Source organism: Sphingobacterium sp. ML3W (assembly GCF_029542085.1).
In the GTDB taxonomy this organism is placed as follows: domain Bacteria; phylum Bacteroidota; class Bacteroidia; order Sphingobacteriales; family Sphingobacteriaceae; genus Sphingobacterium.
Genome location: NZ_CP107036.1, coordinates 5870299 through 5893256, shown reverse-complemented (window position 1 = coordinate 5893256; position 22958 = coordinate 5870299). Strand labels below are relative to the sequence as shown.

Genomic DNA, 22958 nt, shown 5'->3' with positions numbered 1-22958 from the left:
CTTTTCTAACTGCTGGTACTATATGCCCAATACCTTAGACAATAAACAGATTTGCTATTCTCGTTTCGCAGTAAATGATTCATAGCTTCTTTGTATATAAAGGTACAGATCATAAGTATTCCAGGATTGTACCTGCTCGGCAGTGGGTCTATAGCTCTCCATAAAGATAAAATTTCTTCATCTTTTATAGCTGTGACTATTTTGATCGTATGCCTATTAAAGGTGCTATCAACCTTGTTTTCCAATATCGTATGTTGGATATCTTTCTCCATTGCTCTAGCTCGTTTTCCATTCTTGCTAAAAAGCTCGTAGAAGAAAGTGATCGGTTTCCCTCCAAAGGGATTCAGTAGTGCAATAGGTGGCTTTCCACCATAATAGATACCGCCCTTCCTGTTCTTCTCCTTTTCTATTTCTTTTAAATCATTTATTTCGTTGTTATGTCGGTTCCTTGTTATCACAATTTCATCGAGAACGATAGACCGTTTCTTTAGAAAGACAGAATCCTTTAGCTTGTCTCCATAAACCAGCTTCGTTTCCCAGTGATCATGTCTGAATTCAATGGTATCACCGAATCTATAGTCAAGGACAAGATTCCCATAAACATCCGAAACAGTATGGTTTTTTGAATTCAAATTTAAAAGGTTAATTCCCCGGAGGAACAACATGGTATCAGCAGACAAAATTATCCCCCTATATTCATTTCCTTTTTGGCCATAAACTGGACGCAAGTAGCTAAATAAACAAATAATGATTAACAGCAATAAAAACTTAACAGAAACGCTCATAACAAGGTTATTATAAGAACCGAAAATATACGCATATGAGATAAGAAATAAACTGTTATTATCTCGCTAATTCGCTCGAAACACTAATAATTGTCCTTTGTAAAAATTACCACAATCTATCAAATCATTTCAGTTTATAAAAACGCTTTAACACTATTTAGCTGTCTGCTGGATGGATTATCCAAATAGATTAAAGTCGATACGAGGTAATGTGTTTACAAAATATTAATTCACAATAAGATAACACAAACCTAACACAAAATCATTCCTCTTGTGTTTAACTTAGTAAGAATGAATGATATGGCTTTCAATCGTCTTATTTCTACTGTCCTTCTTGGTTTCAGTATCCTGTTATGGTCCTGCGGTAATACCGATCATACGATCAAAATGAAAGGTTCGGATACCGAAGTGAATCTTGCTGTTAATCTAGCCGAAGCGTACAATAAGACAGACCCTACATTCAGTATGGCTATCTCCGGCGGGGGTTCGGGACTTGGTATTACTTCCCTATTGAATGGGCAGGCAGATATCGCCAACTCATCGCGTCCATTGACCGAAGAAGAACAGGCTCTCTTCAAAAAGAAGAACATGCTCCTGAAAACCGTTGTCTTTGCCGAAGATGCCACTGCTTTTGTTGTCCACAGCGACAATCCGATCACGGAAATCGATGTGAAAACGCTATCAAAAATTATGAGTGGTCAGGTAGAAAACTGGAAATCTGTTTCTGGACAGGATGTTCCAATCAATATCTATGGTAGACAGAGCAGTTCGGGAACCTATTCGTTTATTCGCAAGAAGCTAAAAATAGCCTATAGCCAAAAGGCAAAAGAAATGACCGGAAATGCACAAATACTGGAAGCCATTAAAATTGACAAGTCTGGTATTGGTTATGTCGGTGCCGGTTATATTTCCAAAAAGATTCAGGATAACAAAGGTATCAAAGTATTGAAAATTAAAAATGATGCAGATTCCAATGCCATATCGCCCTTAGATCCTACAGCAATAAAAAATAGATTATATTTTTTTCAACGTCCCCTCTATCAGTTTATTCCCGAAAAATCATGGGCCAAAGTGCTGTCATTTATCCAATTTGAAACCAAAGGAGAAGGGACCAAGATCATCGAAAACTCAGGTTATTACCTTATTCAATAAAATAACATGCAGTACAAAAAACGAGTCGCCATCGATAAGATCGCTAAAATTATATTCAAGTCTACCGGATATCTGGTTCTTGCACTTTTGGGCGGTATTTTCTTCATGCTGCTTTACAATGCAATTGCCTTCTTTCTGGATGTTTCGCCATTGGATTTTATCACCGGAAGCCAATGGAATCCCACAGCAGCAGAACCAGCCTACGGCATTCTGCCATTAATCGTAAGTACCTCAATTGTTTCATTGGGTGCGATGCTGATTGCCATTCCACTGGGTGTGGGTACCGCAGCTTTTATTTCCGAATATGCGAGTCCCAAACTCAAGACGATCTTAAAACCAGCCATTGAGATGCTTGCAGCAATTCCTTCAGTCGTGATCGGCTTTTTGGGAATCGTATTGGTTGGTCCCGGAATAGCAGATCTAAACAACCTCCCCAATGGGCTTAATGCATTAAATGGAGCAATCTTACTGGCCATTATGGCCCTTCCCACCATCATTACAATTTCCGAAGACGCCATCCATGCTGTACCGCAAACTTACCGTGAAGCGAGTTATGGTCTTGGTGCATCTCGTTGGCAAACGCTGCGCAAGATTACGATTCCTGCTGCAGCACCAGGAATCATTGCCGCCGTTATGCTTGGACTGGGAAGAGCCATCGGTGAAACCATGACTGTATTGATGGCCACGGGGAATGCCGCGATATTTCCTAAAGGATTTTTTGACTCTGTCAAAACCATTACCGCAACAATTGCGATCGAAATGGGTGAAGTCCCCTATCAGACCACACATTACTATGCTTTGTTTGCCATAGCGATTGTCTTATTCTTTATGACCTTGGTGGCCAATCTAATTGGTGAATATTTTATTAACCGTTTTAGAAAATATCATGCTGCATAAATTTAAAAAACTGGCACCGATCGTCGAATGGGGCACACTTCTCCTTTCCACAGGACTTGTATGCTTCTTTTTGTGCGTAATCCTATACGATATTTTTACGAAAGGCTCACATGTGCTATCCTGGGATTTCATCGCCAAACTACCTTCCGATGGTATGACACGGGGAGGTATTCTTACGCCGATTATAGGTACGGTATTTCTGACCTTGATAACAGCATTATTTTCCATTCCTTTTGGAATATGTTGTGCCATTTACCTCAACGAATACGCAGAGAATACCTGGCTGACCCGCACGATCCGAGCTTCCATCCGTAATTTATCCGGTGTTCCCTCGATTATCTATGGCCTGTTTGGTCTGGCACTCTTTGTTCAGGCCCTGAATTTCGGCACGTCGATTTTGTCTGCCGGACTGACCTTGGGCTTGCTGTCCCTTCCCTATATCATTACCACAACGGAGGAGGCTCTGCTCCGTATTCCACGAAGCATGCGGGAGGCAGCACTAGCTGTAGGGGCCACTAAATTCGAATCGATCAAAGATGTGGTACTGCCCGCCTCTCTACCGGGGATACTCACAGGTATCGTCCTGACGCTTTCCCGAGCGGCCGGCGAAACAGCACCCATACTATTTACAGGAGCCGCATTCTATATCACGAATTCCTTTGGTAACCTCAATCAGGAGTTTATGGCACTGCCCTATCACCTATACATGTTATCAACGCAGCATCAGTCGATTGAGGAGGTCAGACCTATTGCATACGGAACAGCATTGGTGCTTATCATTGTGGTCTTCCTCATGAATTTAACAGCTTTCTATATTCGATATAAGTTTAGAAATAATGAAAAGTAAATTGGTCACTGAAAATCTCAACCTATGGTTTGGGAGCAAACAGGTGTTGAAAAATATCAATATCGAATTTGAGGAAAATAAAGTTACGGCGCTGATCGGACCATCAGGATGTGGCAAAAGTACCCTTTTGCGAAGTTTTAACCGTATGCATGATCTCTATCCGGAAGCCAAAATAGAGGGACATATCAAATTGGATGGTCGCGAGATCTATCAAAAAGATATCGAGGTTACGGATCTACGTAAGCGTGTGGGTATGGTATTCCAAAAAGCCAATCCATTTCCCAAAAGTATATACGAAAACATCAGCTATGGTCTCAAGATCAACAATCTAATAGCAGATAAGACAACCGTACAAAAGGCATTGGAAGAAGCATATATCTGGGAGGAGGTAAAAGATGATCTGAAAAAACCAGCTACCCGACTTTCCGGGGGACAGCAACAAAGGCTCTGTATCGCCCGTGCGGTAGCCTTGCGTCCCGAAATTATTTTGATGGATGAACCTTGCTCGGCATTGGACCCTGTGAGTACCCTAAAGATCGAGGAACTTATTCACCATCTGAAAAAAAAATATACAATAGTTATTGTCACCCATAATATGCAACAGGCACAACGTGTCGCCGACAAAACCGTCTTTATGTATCTTGGGGAGATTATTGAACAAGGCGATACGCATCAGATTTTTAACAATCCACAACACGAAACCACGCGTAATTATATCAGCGGGCATTTTGGTTAACCCCTTCAGCAATCCGAATCGCACATCCTGTGTATGCCCCAGACTTTCTCTTATGTTCGGCGAGTTCGTGTCTTGCCGAACATTATTGCTGAAAAAAGTTTAGCTCAAGTACGAAAAGGCGATGTTAACTTCCAAAAGGATCAGTCTTCTTTTCTGTTTTTAGTAAACCGATCAAATGCTGTAGCGCGTTTTGTAAACGTTTGGCATCATCTTCGGTTTGGATGGCCCACAAAATTTCCTCCGTATTGGCCGCGGATTTATATCGAATCTGATAACCGGATTTTACTCGTGCAATGATAAGGGGTTCAGATTTCGAGATATCACTTCGATAATGCTGACCCGTTGACAGAAAAACAGTCAGGGTCTTTCCATCCACTGTAACTGTGTCAATTTTGGTTTCTTTATAACGATAGGCAACCTTATACAGCTTGTTGATATAAGCTATTGTCTGCTGTTTGTTGAGCGCCTTATTCTGACCTTGTGACTGTATCCCTATTCCTATTAAAAGAAAACAACATAAAAGGAAATTTTTCATTCAAAATTGTATTATTTGTCTATTCTTTATTAGCCTGCACCAGCATCAATTTTGGCACACAGCACAATAAGCAATTATTTGTCCCTAAAAATATCTATTTATTTATGATTTTCAGTTGTCTATTTTCCAAAATCTATTTATTCAAACTTAATACCAACCAAACGACAAGTGTTATTTCGAAATAAGCCATAAAAATAAAACAACCTGGAACAGCGATTTTTTTTATCAACTGCCCCAAGCTGTTTCTCCACCTTTTCCCCAACACTTGAATGTCAATGCGACTTAGCTTGTATTTTAAGCTCCCTACATTTTCGTTTTCGATAAGTCCCGTGCATTTTCTGCCATTCGGATAAATTCGGCACGATAGCCCTCATCATCTGCTCCCTTTGCAGCCTTCGCTCGGACGATCAAACGATCAAAATTAGCCTCCTGTTTAAAGTCCGAATCACGAAGTAACAGCCCCAGTTCGGCCACAGCAGTTGCAAAGCGTAAATCTTCACTGACCTGATTCAACTCGGTTACCTTAGCCTGTACCACCTGTTGCTGCAATTTACTTTTTTCACCATCAGGTTCTTTGTAACGGAATTTGACTGTTGCCAGGTCCCCATTTCCTTTGACCGCGCTATTTTTGGTTGAGTTCTGCTGGTATTTCAACGGATCGACTGTCCCCACCATCGTCGAGTTGACACCGACAGGGACGATCTCATACAGCGCGGTAACAACATGACCTACGCCCATATCGCCGCCCATCTTTTGGTCGTTGTTGAAATCTTCCGCTTCAAGCAAACGGTTTTCATAGCCGACCAAGCGGTAGGCCTGTACATAATTCGGATTGAACTCTACCTGAATCTTCACATCTTTAGCCACTGTAAATAATGTTCCTCCAAATTCGGTGACCATGGCTTTCCGAGCCTCGGAAATATTGTCGATATATGCGTAGTTACCATGCCCTTTATCTGCTAGGATCTCCATCTTACTATCTTTCAAATTTCCCATACCATAGCCAAGCACGGTCAAAAAAACACCAGATTTACTCTCTTTACTGATCAGTTCCTCCATAGACTCATCGCTACTCTCGCCTACATTGAAATCCCCATCGGAAGCCAAGATAATCCGATTGTTTCCACCCTTAACCAAATTTTGGCGGGCAATGGCATAGGCTTTTTTGATCCCTGCAGCACCGGCAGTACTTCCTCCAGCCTCAAGTTCATCTATGGCTGTTTTTATTTTCATTTTCTGACTACCGCTTGTACTCTCCAATTTCACTCCGGCCGAACCTGCATAGGTTACAATAGCAACACGGTCAATATCACGCAGCTGATCCACCAACATTTTCAAGGAAGATTTCACCAAAGGCAATCGCCCTGGCCCCATCATCGATCCTGAGACATCGATCAAAAAAACCAGGTTGGAGGCTTTGAGTTTGTCCGTCGGGATATCTTTGGCTTTTAACGTCACCCGCATCAATTGATGCGCATCGTTCCACGGTGCTTTAGTTAATTCGGTTACGATATTCACTGGTTCGCCATTTTTTGGTCCTGCTACCTTATACTGAAAATAATTGATCATCTCCTCAACACGTATGGCATCCTTATCGGGTAAATTGCCCGCATTGATAAACCGACGGATATTGCTATATGAAGCAGCATCCACATCTGCAGCAAATGTTGACAACGGCTCCTTCATTGGATTGATAAACTTGTTTTCCTTGATTTTCTGATATGATTCCTGATTTTGATCGGATATATAAGGCATTCTCCTTATGTTTGCATTCGCAACCTGTCCAGACAATGCTGCTACGATTTGTGCTGAACCGACCACACTCTGCTTCGCTTTTGGAGTATAGCCCATAATGACAACTTCATCAAGTGTACGGTTATCCTGTACCATTGCGACATCGACTTTACCCTTTCTTTTTACCTCGACACGCTGTGTAATATAACCGAGGTAACTGAATTCCAAAGTTGTCTTACCGGGAGTGACCTTGATCTGATAATTTCCATCACGGTCAGTGGATTTGCGTTCGTTGGTCTGCACATTTGTTACCACCACACCGCTTAACGCTAATTTGGTCTTTGCATCCGTCACCTTCCCTTTCACTTCGTATTGCTGGCCGGCATATCCACCAAGAGATAGCAACATGCTCATTAAAAAAAGTATTGTTCTCATATCGTTCAAATTTTTGTCAAGGGATGCAGCAAATATTAAATTTCCATAAACCAGAAAAAAAAAATATTTTTAGCAAATAAAATGTTCGCATTCAAGTCGTCAAAAAAGGATTCAACGCAAGACCAGGGGCTCTTGCAACAATATCAGGAGGTATCTGATCTCAAGGTATTGGGGAACCTTTATCAACGACATACCGAAATGGTCTATTATGTCTGCTTACGGTATCTTCAAGATCCAGAATTGAGTAAAGATGCCGTGATGAATATTTTTGAAGAGCTCATCTACAAAGTTAATAAGCAAGAAATCAAAGACTTTCCGAGATGGCTCTATGTGTTGAGCAAAAATCATTGCCTGATGTATTTAAGGTCACAAAAGAACAAATCACAAATTTCTTTGGATGAATTTGTGAAATATCCCGAAGATCTGCATCAGTATGAACAACAGGATGAAAAAGAGGAACAATTGACTGCAATGGAAGGCTGTCTGGAAAAACTACCGGACAAACAGCAACAGTCCGTCAAACTCTTTTTTCTGGAGGAAAAATGTTACAAAGAGATCAGCGACTCGACAGGATATAGCTTAAATGAAGTTAAAAGTTACATCCAAAATGGGAAGCGGAATTTAAAAAATTGCATGGAGGCTTGGAATGAGCGACAGTAATTATGACATAGCGTACTTAAAGAAATACGTCAATGGCCAACTTTCTCCCAAAGAGATGTACGCCATTGAACGTGAGGCCCAACGTGATCCCATGTTGGCGGATATTCTTATGGGTATAGAAATGGATCAAAACCGTACTGTTCCTTCCGAACTCAACGCGCGTATCGCACAACGCATCGAACATAAAAAAGAAGCTAAAATAAAAGTCTTTGACTGGAAAAGACTGGCCATTGCCGCTACAGTAGTCGCGGTTTTAAGTGCGGGGATTCTCTATTTCCAGCAACAGAAAAGCCCTTCGGAGGCAAAGCGTACAGCAGATGCCGCTATGCCGGCTGATGTCCCTTCGTCAAAATCGATTCCTCAACATGACACAGCGGCCTCATCTACCATTGACCCTAGTATAAAAGAGCAGGACAGTCCTCGCTTGGCGGACAACAGTAAATCTTCCAATCTTGGTCAATATAATGAGGAGACAGTGCCAGCACATCAGGAGCCATCGACACGCATAGCTCCGATTGAAAAAATGAATAATGGCATCCACAGGGACCGAGCTATAGCTGATTCAAAAATGTTAGACAGTGTGGAGGTATTTGGTTATACCCCCCAAGCGAAAAAGAGTATCACCGGAAGTTCAGTTGTGATCCGAGGTCAACAGGTCAATCAAAGCAATGCGCTCGCTGGCAGGATAGCTGGCGTCAATGTGACCCCACAGACCTTTGGTAGTCCTTTACAGGTGACTGTACGTGACAAAGAAACTGGCTTACCGATATCAGGTGTTACCATCATGCAACCCAATAGCAAGCTGGCAACAAATACAGATGTTCAAGGTAAGGCCACCATCCAACCGAGCACAGTAGACTCCCTGGTTGATATCATGGCTGTAGGTTATAACACAGTTGCATTAAATATGCGTCGCAACAAAAACCTGAATATAAAATTACAACCTTCCAGTGCGACACTTGACGAGGTAGTAGTTACAACCATGTCCTCCCGGAAAACAAAAAGTGCTGAACCCGTTTGGGGATGGAAGTCATTTAATAATTACGTTAAAAAGAAAACAGCTAACAGTCGATACGAAGGTGCTGTACGTTTGAATTTCTATATCGATAAAGATGGTTTCCCGTCCAATATCAATATCTTACAAAGTGCCAATGATTATCTGGACAACAAGGCCAAGGAGATTTTACTTTCCGGACCAAAATGGAAGGGTGAGGACAACCGATATGTAACGCTGACCTTTGATTTCACGTATTAAAACCCATCAAAAAAGGGCTTTAACTCGCTAAAAAACACTCTTTTTGAGATCATGGTGTCAAAACACATGGCTAGATTCCACACTTCGATCAGCTTGACTAAGTTCAGCAAGTATTTAAAAAATTAAAGACTACGTAATAACCCATGTAAGGGCCGTTCAACAACAACTTAAACGGATTTTTTTTTACTTATAAAATTTAATATTATTTCATACATTAGCACTATAATTCTTAACCATATAGTGACTTTTTATGAAAGGTTTTTTCACCAGCCTGCTTATTCTCGGCAGTTTTTGGGCTCATGCCCAAGATTTTTCATTCGGTAAAGTAAAAAAAGAGGATTTCGCGATCGATATTGGCAAATTGGACACTGCAGCCAACGCATTTGTCATTCGGGAATACGGCTCTGCACAGGTCAACTATACCAAACATACCGGCCTGGTCGTCGAGTTCGTCAAACATGTTCGGATCAAAATATTGAACAAGGAAGGCTACAACCATGCAAACTTCACCATTCCACTTTACAAAAGCGGAAATGAACGCGAGGTTGTCACCGACATCAAAGGAGCTTCCTATCACCTCCAGGGGGATAAAGTCGTCGAAACTGAAATGACAAAGGCAAACATCTTTAACGAAAACTCTTCGGAAAATATCTCCTTAACCAAGGCTGCCATTCCGCAGGTTCAGGAGGGAACAATTATTGAATATCGCTACAAAACGGAATCGCCTTTTATTTTCAACCTCAATGCTTGGGAATTTCAGGAAGAACTCCCCAAGCTCTATAGTGAGTATGTCACGCGCATACCGGAAATCTGTCATTATAAGTCCAATTTAAAGGGGGGATTTCCCATCAAAGATCGCAAAACTGATAATTACAACACTGGGCTACAAAGTTCAATCGGTGATATTCTGGGCAGCAAAACGACCTATATCATGGAGAATATTCCGGCCTTCCACAGTGAAGACTATATGACCTCCTCTAAAAACTTTCGGTCCATTCTCTTTTTTGAACTCGGACGGTACAGTGTCCCTATGGGCCCCACAAATGACTTCTCCCTAACCTGGGAGAACGTACGGGAAAAATTGGTCGCAGATGAAAGTTTTGGTGGTCAGGTCAAGCGAAAAGGAGCCTTAAAAGAATTTATCGAACCTGTACTACAAGGGGCAAATAATGATATCACAAAAGCCTCCCGCCTCTATGCTTATTTTCAGAAACGGATCAAATGGAACAATAAGCACTCGATCTATGCGAAAAATATCAAAGAAGCGCTTGAAAAAAGAACAGGCAATAGTGCCGACATCAATCTCGGATTGGTCAATGCACTACGTTATGCCCAATTAGAGGCTATTCCTGTTATTTTATCGACACGCGACAATGGTTATGCTGGACTGTACGCCCCTGCGATATCGGAATTCAACCATGTTGTTGCTCAGGTAAAACTTGGTGAGGAATACTATTTGTTGGATGCAACCTCTCCCTATGAACCCTTCGGCAACATTCCTTTAAAATGCGTCAACTATCAAGGCCGTTCTATTCCCTTAATTGGTGAGTCTGACTGGGTGAAACTCGAGTCAAAACTCCCCTCTTCACAAAGTAATTTCTTCTTTGGTGAACTCATGGAAAACGGTACATTAAAAGGAAAATGGGTAACCTCCCGCAATGGCTATCTTGCATCAAGAATGCGCGAACGTTTACAGGGTAGCAATTCAGAAGAGGAATTTTACGAAAAATGGGATGAAGAAAACAACCGTATCAAAATCAATAGCTTTAAGGTTTCCAACAGGGACTCCTTAGACAAACCACTCGCCGAAGAGTTTGAAATCGAGATTGAAAATTTTGCCAACCTACAAAACGACCAACTCGCTTTCAATCCTTACATTGAAAGCAAAACCACCAAAAATCCTTTTAATCTGACCGAACGAAATTACCCAATTGATTTTGGATCCTTGATCCAGGAAGAAAGCTATATGGAAATCAAATTGCCAAAAGGGTATACGTACGCCCCCGAGACAAAATTAAAAAATATCAGTATGGCACTACCCGAGCGGGCAGCCCGCTATATTTTTAAAGTCAGCAATTCAGATCCAAACATTCTACTTATTGAGAGCGCAACACAATTTAATAAACCGCTGTTTCTACCCGAAGAGTATTTTGATCTAAAAGAGTTTTTTAGCCGGATTATCCAGGCGCAAAAACTGGATATTTCCCTAAAAAAAATATAATCGTCGCCTTAACAAAAACTTCATGTTATATTGACGATAAACTTAAATAGGGATGATAAATTTGAATATCAAAAAATAATAAATAAAATGATTAAAGATTCAGAATTATTCGAACTAGAGCATACCTTCCTTGGTGAAGGTTTCGAGTTAGATGGTGATGACATTATCACCGATGAAGACTAAGTCTTCACTTTTTTTTGCAAGTATTATTCCCCTTATATAATCTCTAAGCCCGGTTGATTCCTCTCCGGGCTTTTTCTTTTCTTTTGTCTATATTTTTTAATTTAACTATATTTGGGCATCCTTAAAAACACAGGGATCCCCCATAATTCACCACTCCTGCCCAAAATCCGCACGACAAATTATTATAGGGTTTGGGTAAGGGAAAACCACTATTCGAAAATCTATCTGAACGATTGCATTTAAAACTTATGGAAAGCAGGGCTTTCAAATCAGGTGTCGTACAGTTAATCTACAACGCTGACACAAAATAGAAACTACTAGCCAGTACCAAAATAGCCGCTAGGATATAGTCTTGTTAGGCGTTTCGTGACAACCATAAATTCAAAAAAAGAGAAAAAGTATTAGCATATATGATTAAAGAACTAAAACAACTGGGAGAGATCCTATCCAAAAGTATAACGAACCTGACTGATGATCTAGAATGTGCTGGCTATTTCGGCTTTAATTTTCAACTTGATGAGCGAAATATCAAATTTCGAAAAGCCAAAATAACGCCCACAAAGGTCGGACAATTCGTCACCCTCTGGAAACGTGACGCTCGGGGTCAAACGACAGCATTTACAGCCGATGATGCTATTGACTATTACATTATTGCTGCGGAACAGGAACCACATGCTGGTTTCTTTGTTTTCCCAAAACAGGTTCTGATCGACAGACAAATCTTAACAACAGCGCAAAAGGAGGGCAAACGTGGGTTTCGTGTATATCCAGACTGGAGTATCACAGAAAGCAAGCAGGCAGCACAAAGCAAAAGTTGGCAGGGACAGTACTTTATTGACCTTAGGATTCCCTCTCAGGAGATAAAGGAAAAATTGACAACTATCCTGCAGATTAGTTGACCACAATTCCGACCATATCCTAAAAGATCATAGGCTGCAGACGGATCACACCTATCTTTCTCTTCGAGATCGGCAAAACCCAAGCGCAAGGCTGTCATAGCACTACTTAGCACCGACAGTCTCTTGATAGGCTTCATGCAACAAACGGACTGCATCACACATATCTTTCTCATCGAAATGAGCAAAACCCAAGCGCAAGGCTGTCACAGTTCTATTCTGGTAAAGGCAGTTACTCGGCAGTAACACTCCCTTTTCTTTTGCTTTTTCCTGTAAGATGGTCAGTGAAAAGCTGAAATTGAATCGGACCCAAAAAGCTAACCCTGAAACTGGAACATCAAATGTGATCTTGTTTTCAAAATTGGTATGCAGCAATTGCGCAAATAAATCTTTCCGTTCAGCAACTATTTTGTGAAACTTCCGCTGATACCGAAAAATATCGCCCTGATGGATAATTTCACCCAATGTTTTTTCGATCATAAAATTGGGCTTACCAAAGAGATTTAGGTATTTTTTTCCCTCCTCCAGGAGATCTTGAGGAGCAATCAAAAAATTCATCTGAAAACCAGGATCCAAAAAACGACCAAATGTCCCTGTATAGATCACCCTATTCCCCGCATTTTTACGAAAAAGAGATTCCCCCTTGTCTTTGACCAGCGAAGACTCAAAATCAACATCATCTTCGATCACAATAAAATTATACTGTTCGGCCAGTTGTAACAGCTGTATTTTCCTTTTTTCAGAAAGGCTTACTGTAGTAGGATATTGGCATTTTGTATTGATGTAAACACACCTGATCTCACCAGGCGCAAAATGATCTGCGATATAATCAATATCCATTCCCATCGCATCTACAGGAACCGTTTTCAGTTTGGCTCCGGCTTGGCTAAAGATCATGTTCGGCAAAAAATAGCTTAGATTTTCGACCAGTACAATATCCCCTTGTTGAATCAATAAGCGTGATAAAATAGAAAAGATCTGCTCACGGCTGGCAATGGGCAATAGAAAGTTCCGGGAGAGATGGAAACCACGTGTCAAATTGAGATAATAGCTCAATTGATCCCTAAAAAATAGATTTCCATCAGTCGTAGCCGGAAATTCATCACTCTTCTTTTTCCGTTTTACCATTGAGGCATAAAAACGTACCAGCTCTTCCGTCTCGATAATACGGTAGTCTGGGCTACCATCCGTAAAATAATACTTTTCCAGAATTTCAAATACTGGCGTATCCAGGATCAATTCCTTTCTAAAATGATACGGAGCCCGATCCGGTGGTTGCCGAAAAGCTTCGATTGCCGAAACCACAGTAGTCACACGTTCGGGATTTTTCACAAAGGTACCCCTATTTGGTAGAATCTCCACCCAGCCTTGCTCCTGTAGTTCCGCTAGCGCGGCGACCACTGTTTTTCGGTGCACTTTCAATTCCGTCGCGATCTTTCGGCTTCCAGGAAGAAGGTCTCCATCCTCCAGCAGGTTGCGCTTGACAGCATTGATAAATTGATAGACGATCTGTATATAAACAGCATCCTCCTTGCGGCGGTCTATCTTGATAATCGAATGAAAACCTATACTAACCGGACTACTCATTATGTTTATTTCGGACTACCAAAGTTAGGGTTTAAACTGTAATCTTTGCAATTCAACTGAAAAAACAGGCGCATGGAAATTTGACATCTACCGCATTTTCTGTGATAGAGACCTGATTTCCAAACGATCAAACACAAAGAATATGAGCACAGAAAAGAATTGGACACAGGCAGAAGTTGTTGCCTTATATAACAAACCGATCATGGAACTGTTGTACGAAGCGGCTACAGTTCACCGTACTTATCATGATCCCAATAAAGTACAGGTATCTACCTTGATTTCCATAAAAACTGGTGGATGTCCCGAAGATTGCGCCTACTGTCCGCAAGCAGCACGCTATCATACTGACGTTAAGGCCGAACGACTGATGAGTGTAGAACAGGTAAAAGCGCAGGCTTTGGCAGCCAAGGCTGGCGGCAGTTCACGGATATGCATGGGTGCCGCCTGGCGCAATGTCAAAGACGGACCAGAGTTTGACCAAGTATTGGATATGGTCCGTACACTGAACAGACTCGATATGGAAGTCTGCTGCACCTTGGGTATGCTGACCGAAAATCAAGCACTCCGATTATCCGAGGCAGGTCTCTATGCCTATAATCACAACCTGGACTCCTCAGCTGAATATTATGAAGAAATTATCTCAACCAGAAGTTACGATGACCGCTTGCAGACCATCGAAAATGTACGTAAGACAAATATCACGGTATGCAGTGGCGGTATTATTGGTATGGGGGAAAGCATAGCCAACCGGGCGGATATGCTGATTACACTCGCTTCGCTCATTCCACAACCTGAGTCGGTACCGATCAATGCACTGGTTCCGGTCGCAGGCACCCCGATGGAAGCGATGGAAACAGTATCCATCTGGGAAATGGTGCGCATGGTTGCCACCGCGCGAATTTTATTACCACAAACACAAGTTCGCTTATCAGCGGGTCGCAGCAATATGAGTCGCGAGGGACAAGCATTATGCTTTTTTGCTGGCGCAAATTCCATTTTTGCAGGCGATAAGCTACTGACAACGCCCAACCCAGCTATAAATGAGGATATGGAGCTTTTCAAAACGTTGGGGCTGATACCCCAACAGCCTTTTGAGAAAAAAAGCCAACCTGAAACCATCGCAATGGAGGATAGTCAATACCAGGCACTGGGTGAAAAACCACAATGGTCGCGACCTGACCACAAAATTCAACGCAATCTGGACAAACAGCAGCAGGGAAAATAGATCAGGGACAGAAAATCAGGGATTGAAAAAAATAACATTATGACAGCGCAGCATACGATCGACGATTTCGACAGACAGCACCTATGGCACCCCTATACCAGCATCAGCGACCCGCTGCCAGCCTACAAAGTGACGCGGGCGGACGGTTGTATGATTGAACTGGAAAATGGGCAGCAGCTGATCGACGGCATGTCGTCCTGGTGGTGTACCATCCATGGGTATAACCATCCTGTATTAAATGCTGCGGTAAAGGAGCAGCTCGACAAGATGTCGCATGTGATGTTTGGTGGTTTGACACACGAACCGGCAATTGCTCTTGGCAAAATGCTCCTTGAAATCACACCGCCTTCACTCAACAAAATATTTTATGCCGATTCCGGTTCCGTTGCAGTGGAAGTGGCACTCAAAATGGCTGTACAATACTGGGTGGCACAAAAGAAGGTCAACAAGACCAACTTTGTTACCGTTCGTTCGGGATACCACGGTGACACTTGGAATGCCATGTCTGTATGCGATCCTGTGACCGGTATGCACCGTATTTTCGGCAATACCCTCCCCCTTCGTTACTTCGCAGCGGCCCCTCAAATTGGGTTTGATGAAGAATGGGATCCCAACGACATTGCTCCACTGGCCGCACTTATCAGAACACATCAGGACGAATTGGCGGGTCTGATCCTTGAACCTATCGTTCAGGGAGCCGGAGGAATGCGCTTTTATCATCCCGAATACCTTCGTCAGGCGGCACAACTCTGTAAGGAGAATAACATCTTACTGATTTCTGACGAAATCGCTACTGGATTCGGCCGCACAGGTAAGCTTTTCGCCTGTGAACATGCGGATGTAGCGCCAGATATTCTATGCCTTGGTAAGGCCTTAACAGGCGGATACATGACCTTATCTGCAGTAATCACTTCCACTGCTGTCGCAGAAACGATTTCCAATGGCAGCCCAGGTATGTTTATGCACGGCCCGACTTTTATGGCAAACCCGCTGGCCTGTGCCGTAGCGCTTGCCTCGATCAAATTATTATTGTCAACGGACTGGAAAGCAAAGGTAAAATCTATTGAAGAGCAACTGACACAAGCACTTGCCCCAGCAAAAGACTACCCGCAGGTAGAAGATGTCCGGATTTTGGGAGCCATTGCTGTCATCGAGATGAAGAATCCAGTATCCATGGCCAGTATACAAAAACGATTTGTTGAAGAAGGTGTATGGATCAGACCTTTTGGCAAATTGGTTTATATCATGCCACCTTTTATCATTGGTACTGAAGAGTTAAACAAACTGACACAGGCTCTACTCAAGGTCATCAAAGAAATCAATTAATGGGGAGCAGTCTACACCATAGCTTTGTGGCTGAAATCAGAAGGTTAGAACGAGCTCTACTCAAGGTCGTTAAAAAGATCTACTAATGGAAAACAATTTACTCGACAGTTTTGTGGATGAGCTTCACAAACTCGAAAAACAAGGAAATAGCAGAACACTCCCCCTGATTACCCAGCAAGGAAACCGCATCCAATACAAAGAGAAAAAAGGCTATAACCTCTCCTCAAATGATTATCTGGATCTGGCTACGGACCTGACATTGCGTGAAGAATTTTTACAATCGGTCAACAGCGATAACGCGCTTTTCAGCGCTTCGTCTTCACGTCTCTTAACTGGAAATCATCTATTGTACACGCAACTGGAAAACCAGCTAAGCTACATGTTCGGTACCGAAAGTGCCCTGGTCTTTAACAGTGGTTATCACATGAACACAGGTATACTTCCAGCCATCTGTCATGGGCGTACCCTCATCCTGGCCGATAAATGGGTGCACGCCAGTCTGATTGATGGCATCCGGCTTTCAGCAGCACAGCATTTCCGGTATCGACATGCCGACTATGCCCATCTGGAAGAATTACTGGCAAAACACGCGTCCCGTTTTGAACGCGTCATTATCGTCACTGAAAGCATTTTCAGCATGGATGGGGATTGTACAGACCTCCGTTACCTGGTTCGTCTCAAACGCCGTTATTCCAATGTCATGTTGTATGTGGATGAGGCCCATGCGGTGGGCGTACGTGGCGAAAGAGGACTTGGTTGCGCAGAAGAGCAGGGATGCATTACTGCTATTGATTTTCTAACAGGTACTTTTGGAAAAGCACTGGCATCCCTAGGCGGCTACCTCGTCTGTCGACAGCCGATCCGCGATTACTTGATCAATAAAATGCGGACATTGCTATTCACAACTGCACTCCCGCCGATCAACCTCCGCTGGAGTTTATTTATTCTGGAACGCTTGGACAGTTTTTCAGATCGACGTCAGCAATTGCGCGAAAACAGTGCGTGGCTCAAACAACAGATCATCGCAAAGGGTTACGAATGCTGCTCACAAAGCCATATTCTACCCCTTATAATAGGCGATAGTAACGCGGCAGTACTGAAAGCAGAAGACCTGCAGCGAAAAGGATTTTATGTCCTTCCGATCCGTCCACCTACTGTACCGGAAGGAACTTCGAGAATACGTATTTCATTAACAGCAGGGATCCCAACATCCCTGATTCATCAACTTGTAGCAAGCCTATGATATTCAAAAAAATTACGCCCGCATGTCATGCCGCTAACCCCAATAATTCGGTACCACTGAATAATCCGATACCATCCAACAAAAAACTTGTTTTATTCTTTGCGGGATGGGGAATGGATGAGCATCTGTTTTCGGGTTATGCCCGATCCGGACAGGATCTGATTGTCGCCTACGACTATTCTTCCTTAACACTGGACGAAAACCTCCTAAGGGGCTACGAAGAAATCCAGGTTTTCGCTTGGTCCATGGGCGTATGGGCAGCCTCACAGGTATTACCGAAACTGCAGATGCAGCATTATCCGATCGGTACCTGTACAGCAATCAATGGCACGCCATTTCCGATTGATGACAGCAGAGGAATTCCAGTCCAGGTATTCAGGGCCACCTTGAACACGTTAAGCGAAAAAACGCTTGATAAATTCAGACTACGGATGTGCGGCTCAAGAGAGATATTAAACCATTTTCTTGCTAAAGCCCCCAGGCGGGACATAGCGAGTCTTCAAAAAGAACTAACTGCAATTGAAGAGCAGGTGACAGTACAATCAACAACAGCTTTTCAATGGGATGAGGCCTATATCGGAAAGGATGACCGCATTTTTAGTCTGGAAAACCAACAACGGGCATGGGCACACACCCCACATAAATTTGTCGATACAGCCCACTATCCCGAAAAATTATTTAAACAGCTTTTGCAGGAGATCTAAAATGCTTAACATCATAGACAAACAACGGATCAAATCCCGCTTTTCGAAAGCCGCACAGAGTTACCACGTAGCGGCGGTTGTGCAGGGTCAAATTGCCGAAAAAATGATTAACCTGCTCAGGAATATTTTTCTCATCAGACCAGATAGGCTGCTCGAAATAGGCTGTGGAACCGGACTTTTTTCCCGTTTGTTGCTCCAGTACCTTTCTCCGAAGCATACGATCTTCAACGATATCTGTCCAGAAATGATCAAAAGTGTGAAGAGTATTGTCTTGTCGCAGCAGTCCTTGACAGCGTATAGTTCGGCGCTGCATGATCCGCAACATTACAGCTTTATCAGCGCCGATGCCGAAACCTGTAACTTACCTGACGGACTGGATCTCATTACCTCCTGTTCCACTATTCAATGGTTTGAAGACCCTAGCACCTTCTTTGCGCGCTGCCATACCGCACTTCATGCAAATGGTATCCTAGCATTCAGCACATTTGGCGAAGAAAATATGCGCGAGATTAGCAGCACAACAGGAGTCGGCTTAACCTATCCTACCCAATCGGCACTGGTAGCGGAACTGTTGGCATTGGACTATGAAATTCTCCTGGTCGAAGAAGAACTCTTGAGTTTAACCTTTGAAAGCCCTTTACAGGTGCTCACCCACCTGAAAAAAACTGGGGTGACAGGTATAAAAAATCATCGCTGGACAAAAAGCAAACTTCAGGCCTATTGTACCGAATATATAGATCGCTATGCCGTTGGCACACAGGTTCCGTTAACCTATCACCCCATCTATATCATTGCAAAGAAAAAATGAATAACTAAACAAGAACACAAATCGGGAAGTGCACTTGTACGCCTCCTCTAACGCAAAGCAAACCTAAGGTCACAAACTAATAAGCATAAAATTGCCGAAACACCACAACGGAGACAGATCTTTGGAAAATCTCAACAGCACATCGCACTGAATTGGCAATCGAATAAGCAGCAAAAAAACATAGAAATGAAAAACAACATTTATTTTGTATCTGGCATAGATACCGGAATAGGCAAAAGTTACGCGACTGGTCTTATTGCAAAGCAATGGAATGCAAAAGGTATACGTACAATAACTCAGAAACTGGTACAAACCGGAAATGCAGCTATTTCCGAAGATATTATCTTACACCGTGAACTGATGGACATCCCTTTCACCCAAGATGACCAGGAGAAAACAACCATGCCTGAAATTTTCAGCTACCCCGCATCACCGCACCTGGCGGCACAAATAGATAAACGTGAAATAGACTTCGAAAAAATCAGGCAGGCAACAGCCGAGTTAAGCCAGCGCTATGATGCTGTATTGGTAGAAGGTGCCGGTGGCCTTATGGTGCCACTCACCGAGGATTACCTGATCATAGATTATATCAAAGAAATGGGTTATCCTTTGCTTTTTGTAACCTCCGGCAAATTGGGCAGTATCAATCATACCCTATTAAGCATGGAAGCCATTGCCGCACGCGGGATCAATCTACATACGGTAATTTACAACACGTTCCCCGTACTTGAAGACAGCACCATCAGTACAGAAACACAGCGTTATCTCCGCATTTACATTCAAAAGCATTTTCCCGAGACCAAATTTATCACCCTATAAACGCGTTTAGGCAAATCATGATCTTTAGGTGCCTATTGTGTGTAGGTCACTAAATCAAGTTTAGTAAGTGAACCTCCGACCTTATTTCAGCTCACAATAGATCCAAACTAGTGCGTTCTTCTCATTGTAAGCGAAATAGCTGCAATGGGAAGAACGTCTAATTGCAGTTTCAAATAACGCTAGTTAAGCTGCACCAGTCAAATTACTGTATTGCCTAAATCCTTCAGTAAAAGCTCGAACCCACTGTCACAGTCAGACTGCTAATACAGACAGCCTTGCTTGCAAAACACTAGGCCAATAAAGGATCAGTCGTGGTTTCCACTCCAGTCTCCAATCGTCCCGCAAGCTGTAGTTCAAAATTAGCATTGCCCAGTCCCTTGATGACAAGATCGTACCAATTGCCCTGCGCGGCAATATCTAAGGTCAGGATAAGTTCTTTACCAGCTCCAATTTCCTTTGTCGCTGTATAATGCTGATAATTCAAACTTTTCACCTCCACCTGAACAGTCTTTGCATCCAGATTTTTGAGTGTGAGTTGCAGTTTACCTGTTGGTGCTTTGGTCAGTGATTTAAGTTCTGGAGACACCGCGGCCAACAACGTTGCCGCATTTTTTTGTCCGGCAAACTTTCGGTAGAAACCATTTGGTCCATGCAGCTCAAAGGCATATTGCTGTCCTTCAAATTTCTGTAGATCCCATTGATAGTTGAGACGATCTCCCGCCTTTACCGCAAAATTCCAGTTTCGATAGGTTTCGATTTGGCCCTCTTCGTCTGTATAGGCAAGTGGACTATAGACATTGAAAGGCACTCCATTCGTTTTTTCACCAAATATGGCTGTATCCACCTGCATATTCAGGTTAAATTGACCATTCTGCACATAGCCAACGGCATCATGTCCATAGGGCAAGGCTGGTGATTTACGGGTTCCTTTTTCCTGAACACGATTGAATTTCGAGGTCCAAACCTGCTGCTTAGCCTGATTCAGGTCAGTAATTTCAATAAACCCGCCCGGATTATCCTTGAATTGAGCATTGTATATGGTTTCGATATATTGGTTTCGATCTAGAAAAGGGAGCTGCTCCTGCGCTTGGACAAAAGGTGTGAAAGCTGCTGTCAGATTACCGCAGATCGTCCTCCGCCAGGCACTGATATGATCCAGATGAATATTTTTGTTGTATTTATGGTTAAAGAAGTATTCCAGGAACTGTAAAGTCGACGTATGGTCAAACACTTGGGAGCAGACTTTTCCTCCCCTTGACCAAGGCGATGCGATATACATCGGCACACGGAATCCCAACCCAACCGCTCCCTCACGGGCCTGTTTCTTTGGAATCCCCTGTTTGAGCTCATTGTCCAGACGTACCATTTCCACTTCGCTATCAATTCCCGCCGAACAGGCCCCTGTATCTTTCCGCATCAGATCCGGTACGAGAAAAGGTTTCACATGGTCGTAATAGCCATCATTCTCATCGTAAGTGATGATAAAAATGGTCTTTTTCCAGACCTCCGGATTTTTGGTCAGGATATCCAATACTTCCGACACATACCAGGCCCCATACCAAGGGGCGCTAGGATGATCCGAGAAATTTTTGGGACCCGCCAGCCAGGATACCGCGGGTAATTTACCGCCGTCGACATCTTTTCGAAACTGATCCAGCACATCCCCTTTAGGTACTTCCAAAGTCCGCTTTTTACCCTGTTCCTTAAATTGCAATGTCTCCAGCTTACGGTAATTATTATCCCCTTTATTGATCGTAAAGGCGCGTTGATGTAAAGATTTCGTAAGATCAGACAGTTGATTATAATTGTCGGCATTGAACGCTTTCAATTCAGCTTCAGCCCGCTCAAGGGCTTCACTTTTCTTACGGATGTCAACACGAATTTTCTCGGCCTGCTCCTCGGATTCCGGCGAACGCTCTTCGAGCTTGGAAATCTGTCCCGGCAGATCACGTACCTGTGTTGCGAGGTTGCTGACATAGGTATCTTTAAATTTGACCTGATAGGCCTGAAAAAATTCCAATAGATTACAGCCAAAATTGGACAACCAAGCGCGCTCTTCACCCGATAGGCCTCCACCACAGCTTGTTTCATTTTGATAAAAACGCCAGTCTATATTATTCTTTTCCAACAACTCCGGAAAGGTTTCCCAGGTCATTTTGCCATAGCCAAAATCATCGTTACGAATATTGACCTTCTGCAATCCATCTTTTATTTCGGTGATCTTACCGGTCCAAAAGAAAGAACGATTGGGAGTTGTGCTGGTCATGCCCGAGCAGAAATTCTGATCACATACGGTAAAAGCATCCGCCAGCGCATAGTGGAAAGGCAAATCTTCACGTGTGAAATAACCCAAGGTCAGCGGCATCGCCGCATATTGCTTGTTACCCGATTGCTTCGCGGTCAACCATTGGTCGTATTTCCCCTGGTTATAGGCGTCCACCTGACTCGCTCTGCTATGGGGAAGTGAGCCCATCCAAGTCACCTTGCTCTCTTTGAGATTTAGCCGAAAAGGAGCAAATACCTTCCCCGCCTTATCTGTCTGATACCATACCGGCAGGTCGTTGGGTAACCGCACCGCACGTGGATCATTGAAACCACGTACACCGGAAAGACTCCCCAACGTATGATCAAAGGAACGATTTTCCTGCATCAGGATCACGATATGTTCTGCATCCAGAAAACTGCTTCCCGGCACCGGATCTATTGCAAAGGCTTTTTGAATGGAGGCCGGCATAAAACTAGCAATACCAGCAGCTCCAGAAAATAACAAGGTTTTTCGAAGAAATTCTCTTCTGCTTTCCATAATGTTTATCTATAATTTCGATTTGAATCTACTTAGATTTCTTTTTGTTTCACATTTCTTCGTGTAAATCTTGTGTTACTAAATTATTTCCACCAAAAGAACAGCCC

19 protein-coding genes are annotated in these 22958 nt (G+C 43.0%); 14 read left to right on the top strand and 5 right to left on the bottom strand.

Translation table 11 applies throughout. The annotated features are described in order from the left end of the window. Nucleotides 1–5: 5 nt before the first annotated feature. The gene (locus OGI71_RS24360; RefSeq protein WP_282252638.1) at nt 6–785 is read right to left on the bottom strand and encodes a hypothetical protein; all 780 of its coding nucleotides are present in this window, start codon (nt 783–785) and stop codon (nt 6–8) included. A 300-nt stretch (nt 786–1085) separates the two neighbouring features. Here OGI71_RS24360 and OGI71_RS24355 point away from each other — a divergent pair, with 300 nt between their 5' ends. The 4 genes from OGI71_RS24355 to pstB are packed head-to-tail and all read left to right on the top strand — an operon-like array spanning nt 1086 to nt 4417. Then, nucleotides 1086–1937, top strand: coding sequence for a PstS family phosphate ABC transporter substrate-binding protein (locus OGI71_RS24355; RefSeq protein WP_282252636.1), 852 nt, complete (start codon nt 1086–1088; stop codon nt 1935–1937). 6 nt (nt 1938–1943) lie between these two features. Then, on the top strand, nt 1944–2834 hold the full coding sequence (pstC, locus tag OGI71_RS24350; RefSeq protein WP_282252635.1) for a phosphate ABC transporter permease subunit PstC: 891 nt from the start codon (nt 1944–1946) through the stop codon (nt 2832–2834). Continuing rightward, nucleotides 2824–3681: a phosphate ABC transporter permease PstA gene (pstA, locus tag OGI71_RS24345; RefSeq protein ID WP_282252634.1), complete on the top strand. Its 858-nt coding sequence runs from the start codon at nt 2824–2826 to the stop codon at nt 3679–3681. Before pstC ends, pstA begins: the two co-directional genes overlap by 11 nt. Next, a complete protein-coding gene (gene pstB / locus OGI71_RS24340; RefSeq protein ID WP_282252633.1) occupies nt 3671–4417 on the top strand; it encodes a phosphate ABC transporter ATP-binding protein PstB in 747 nt (248 codons plus the stop codon). Before pstA ends, pstB begins: the two co-directional genes overlap by 11 nt. A 124-nt stretch (nt 4418–4541) precedes the next feature. Here the strand turns inward: pstB and OGI71_RS24335 are convergent, their stop codons facing one another. After that, on the bottom strand, nt 4542–4952 hold the full coding sequence (locus tag OGI71_RS24335; RefSeq protein ID WP_282252632.1) for a hypothetical protein: 411 nt from the start codon (nt 4950–4952) through the stop codon (nt 4542–4544). 303 nt (nt 4953–5255) lie between these two features. Further along, entirely contained in the window at nt 5256–7121 is a 1866-nt protein-coding gene (locus OGI71_RS24330) for a von Willebrand factor type A domain-containing protein (protein ID WP_282252631.1), read from the bottom strand. Between the two features lie 81 nt (nt 7122–7202). Between OGI71_RS24330 and OGI71_RS24325 the strand changes: the two genes are divergently transcribed. The 4 genes from OGI71_RS24325 to OGI71_RS24310 all read left to right on the top strand — a co-directional run bounded on the left by OGI71_RS24325 (nt 7203) and on the right by OGI71_RS24310 (nt 12339). After that, complete coding sequence (locus tag OGI71_RS24325; RefSeq protein ID WP_282252630.1) at nt 7203–7781, top strand: sigma-70 family RNA polymerase sigma factor; 579 nt, start codon at nt 7203–7205, stop codon at nt 7779–7781. Beyond that, complete coding sequence (locus OGI71_RS24320) at nt 7768–9036, top strand: carboxypeptidase-like regulatory domain-containing protein (RefSeq protein ID WP_282252629.1); 1269 nt, start codon at nt 7768–7770, stop codon at nt 9034–9036. The genes OGI71_RS24325 and OGI71_RS24320 overlap by 14 nt, the downstream gene beginning before the upstream one ends. A gap of 250 nt (nt 9037–9286) precedes the next feature. Then, nucleotides 9287–11257, top strand: coding sequence for a transglutaminase domain-containing protein (locus OGI71_RS24315; RefSeq protein WP_282252628.1), 1971 nt, complete (start codon nt 9287–9289; stop codon nt 11255–11257). A gap of 593 nt (nt 11258–11850) precedes the next feature. Next, on the top strand, nt 11851–12339 hold the full coding sequence (locus OGI71_RS24310) for a MepB family protein (protein WP_282252627.1): 489 nt from the start codon (nt 11851–11853) through the stop codon (nt 12337–12339). Between the two features lie 102 nt (nt 12340–12441). Here OGI71_RS24310 and OGI71_RS24305 read toward each other — a convergent pair whose 3' ends face one another. Beyond that, nucleotides 12442–13923, bottom strand: coding sequence for a PLP-dependent aminotransferase family protein (locus OGI71_RS24305; protein ID WP_282252626.1), 1482 nt, complete (start codon nt 13921–13923; stop codon nt 12442–12444). A gap of 142 nt (nt 13924–14065) precedes the next feature. Between OGI71_RS24305 and bioB the strand changes: the two genes are divergently transcribed. The 6 genes from bioB (at nt 14066) to bioD (ending at nt 20048) form a co-directional block, all read left to right on the top strand. Continuing rightward, a complete protein-coding gene (gene bioB / locus OGI71_RS24300; RefSeq protein ID WP_282252625.1) occupies nt 14066–15148 on the top strand; it encodes a biotin synthase BioB in 1083 nt (360 codons plus the stop codon). 39 nt (nt 15149–15187) lie between these two features. Then, a complete protein-coding gene (bioA, locus tag OGI71_RS24295; protein ID WP_282252624.1) occupies nt 15188–16474 on the top strand; it encodes an adenosylmethionine--8-amino-7-oxononanoate transaminase in 1287 nt (428 codons plus the stop codon). A gap of 85 nt (nt 16475–16559) precedes the next feature. After that, nucleotides 16560–17717, top strand: coding sequence for an 8-amino-7-oxononanoate synthase (locus OGI71_RS24290; protein WP_282252623.1), 1158 nt, complete (start codon nt 16560–16562; stop codon nt 17715–17717). Further along, nucleotides 17714–18421, top strand: a complete 708-nt coding sequence (locus OGI71_RS24285; RefSeq protein ID WP_282252621.1) for a pimeloyl-ACP methyl esterase BioG family protein — start codon at nt 17714–17716, stop codon at nt 18419–18421. Before OGI71_RS24290 ends, OGI71_RS24285 begins: the two co-directional genes overlap by 4 nt. A gap of 1 nt (nt 18422) precedes the next feature. Next, nucleotides 18423–19229, top strand: a complete 807-nt coding sequence (bioC, locus tag OGI71_RS24280; RefSeq protein ID WP_282252620.1) for a malonyl-ACP O-methyltransferase BioC — start codon at nt 18423–18425, stop codon at nt 19227–19229. 186 nt (nt 19230–19415) lie between these two features. Next, on the top strand, nt 19416–20048 hold the full coding sequence (gene bioD, locus OGI71_RS24275) for a dethiobiotin synthase (protein ID WP_282252619.1): 633 nt from the start codon (nt 19416–19418) through the stop codon (nt 20046–20048). Between the two features lie 289 nt (nt 20049–20337). Here bioD and OGI71_RS24270 read toward each other — a convergent pair whose 3' ends face one another. Continuing rightward, on the bottom strand, nt 20338–22851 hold the full coding sequence (locus OGI71_RS24270; RefSeq protein WP_282252617.1) for a phospholipase C, phosphocholine-specific: 2514 nt from the start codon (nt 22849–22851) through the stop codon (nt 20338–20340). Between the last annotated feature and the right edge of the window lie 107 nt (nt 22852–22958).

What these genes read in the sequence shown, in the direction of transcription:
- OGI71_RS24360 (WP_282252638.1), bottom strand. Translation starts at nt 785, where the DNA reads ATGAGCGTTTCTGTTAAGTTTTTATTGCTGTTAATCATTATTTGTTTA.
- OGI71_RS24355 (WP_282252636.1), top strand. Translation starts at nt 1,086, where the DNA reads ATGGCTTTCAATCGTCTTATTTCTACTGTCCTTCTTGGTTTCAGTATC.
- pstC (WP_282252635.1), top strand. Translation starts at nt 1,944, where the DNA reads ATGCAGTACAAAAAACGAGTCGCCATCGATAAGATCGCTAAAATTATA.
- pstA (WP_282252634.1), top strand. Translation starts at nt 2,824, where the DNA reads ATGCTGCATAAATTTAAAAAACTGGCACCGATCGTCGAATGGGGCACA.
- pstB (WP_282252633.1), top strand. Translation starts at nt 3,671, where the DNA reads ATGAAAAGTAAATTGGTCACTGAAAATCTCAACCTATGGTTTGGGAGC.
- OGI71_RS24335 (WP_282252632.1), bottom strand. Translation starts at nt 4,952, where the DNA reads ATGAAAAATTTCCTTTTATGTTGTTTTCTTTTAATAGGAATAGGGATA.
- OGI71_RS24330 (WP_282252631.1), bottom strand. Translation starts at nt 7,121, where the DNA reads ATGAGAACAATACTTTTTTTAATGAGCATGTTGCTATCTCTTGGTGGA.
- OGI71_RS24325 (WP_282252630.1), top strand. Translation starts at nt 7,203, where the DNA reads ATGTTCGCATTCAAGTCGTCAAAAAAGGATTCAACGCAAGACCAGGGG.
- OGI71_RS24320 (WP_282252629.1), top strand. Translation starts at nt 7,768, where the DNA reads ATGAGCGACAGTAATTATGACATAGCGTACTTAAAGAAATACGTCAAT.
- OGI71_RS24315 (WP_282252628.1), top strand. Translation starts at nt 9,287, where the DNA reads ATGAAAGGTTTTTTCACCAGCCTGCTTATTCTCGGCAGTTTTTGGGCT.
- OGI71_RS24310 (WP_282252627.1), top strand. Translation starts at nt 11,851, where the DNA reads ATGATTAAAGAACTAAAACAACTGGGAGAGATCCTATCCAAAAGTATA.
- OGI71_RS24305 (WP_282252626.1), bottom strand. Translation starts at nt 13,923, where the DNA reads ATGAGTAGTCCGGTTAGTATAGGTTTTCATTCGATTATCAAGATAGAC.
- bioB (WP_282252625.1), top strand. Translation starts at nt 14,066, where the DNA reads ATGAGCACAGAAAAGAATTGGACACAGGCAGAAGTTGTTGCCTTATAT.
- bioA (WP_282252624.1), top strand. Translation starts at nt 15,188, where the DNA reads ATGACAGCGCAGCATACGATCGACGATTTCGACAGACAGCACCTATGG.
- OGI71_RS24290 (WP_282252623.1), top strand. Translation starts at nt 16,560, where the DNA reads ATGGAAAACAATTTACTCGACAGTTTTGTGGATGAGCTTCACAAACTC.
- OGI71_RS24285 (WP_282252621.1), top strand. Translation starts at nt 17,714, where the DNA reads ATGATATTCAAAAAAATTACGCCCGCATGTCATGCCGCTAACCCCAAT.
- bioC (WP_282252620.1), top strand. Translation starts at nt 18,423, where the DNA reads ATGCTTAACATCATAGACAAACAACGGATCAAATCCCGCTTTTCGAAA.
- bioD (WP_282252619.1), top strand. Translation starts at nt 19,416, where the DNA reads ATGAAAAACAACATTTATTTTGTATCTGGCATAGATACCGGAATAGGC.
- OGI71_RS24270 (WP_282252617.1), bottom strand. Translation starts at nt 22,851, where the DNA reads ATGGAAAGCAGAAGAGAATTTCTTCGAAAAACCTTGTTATTTTCTGGA.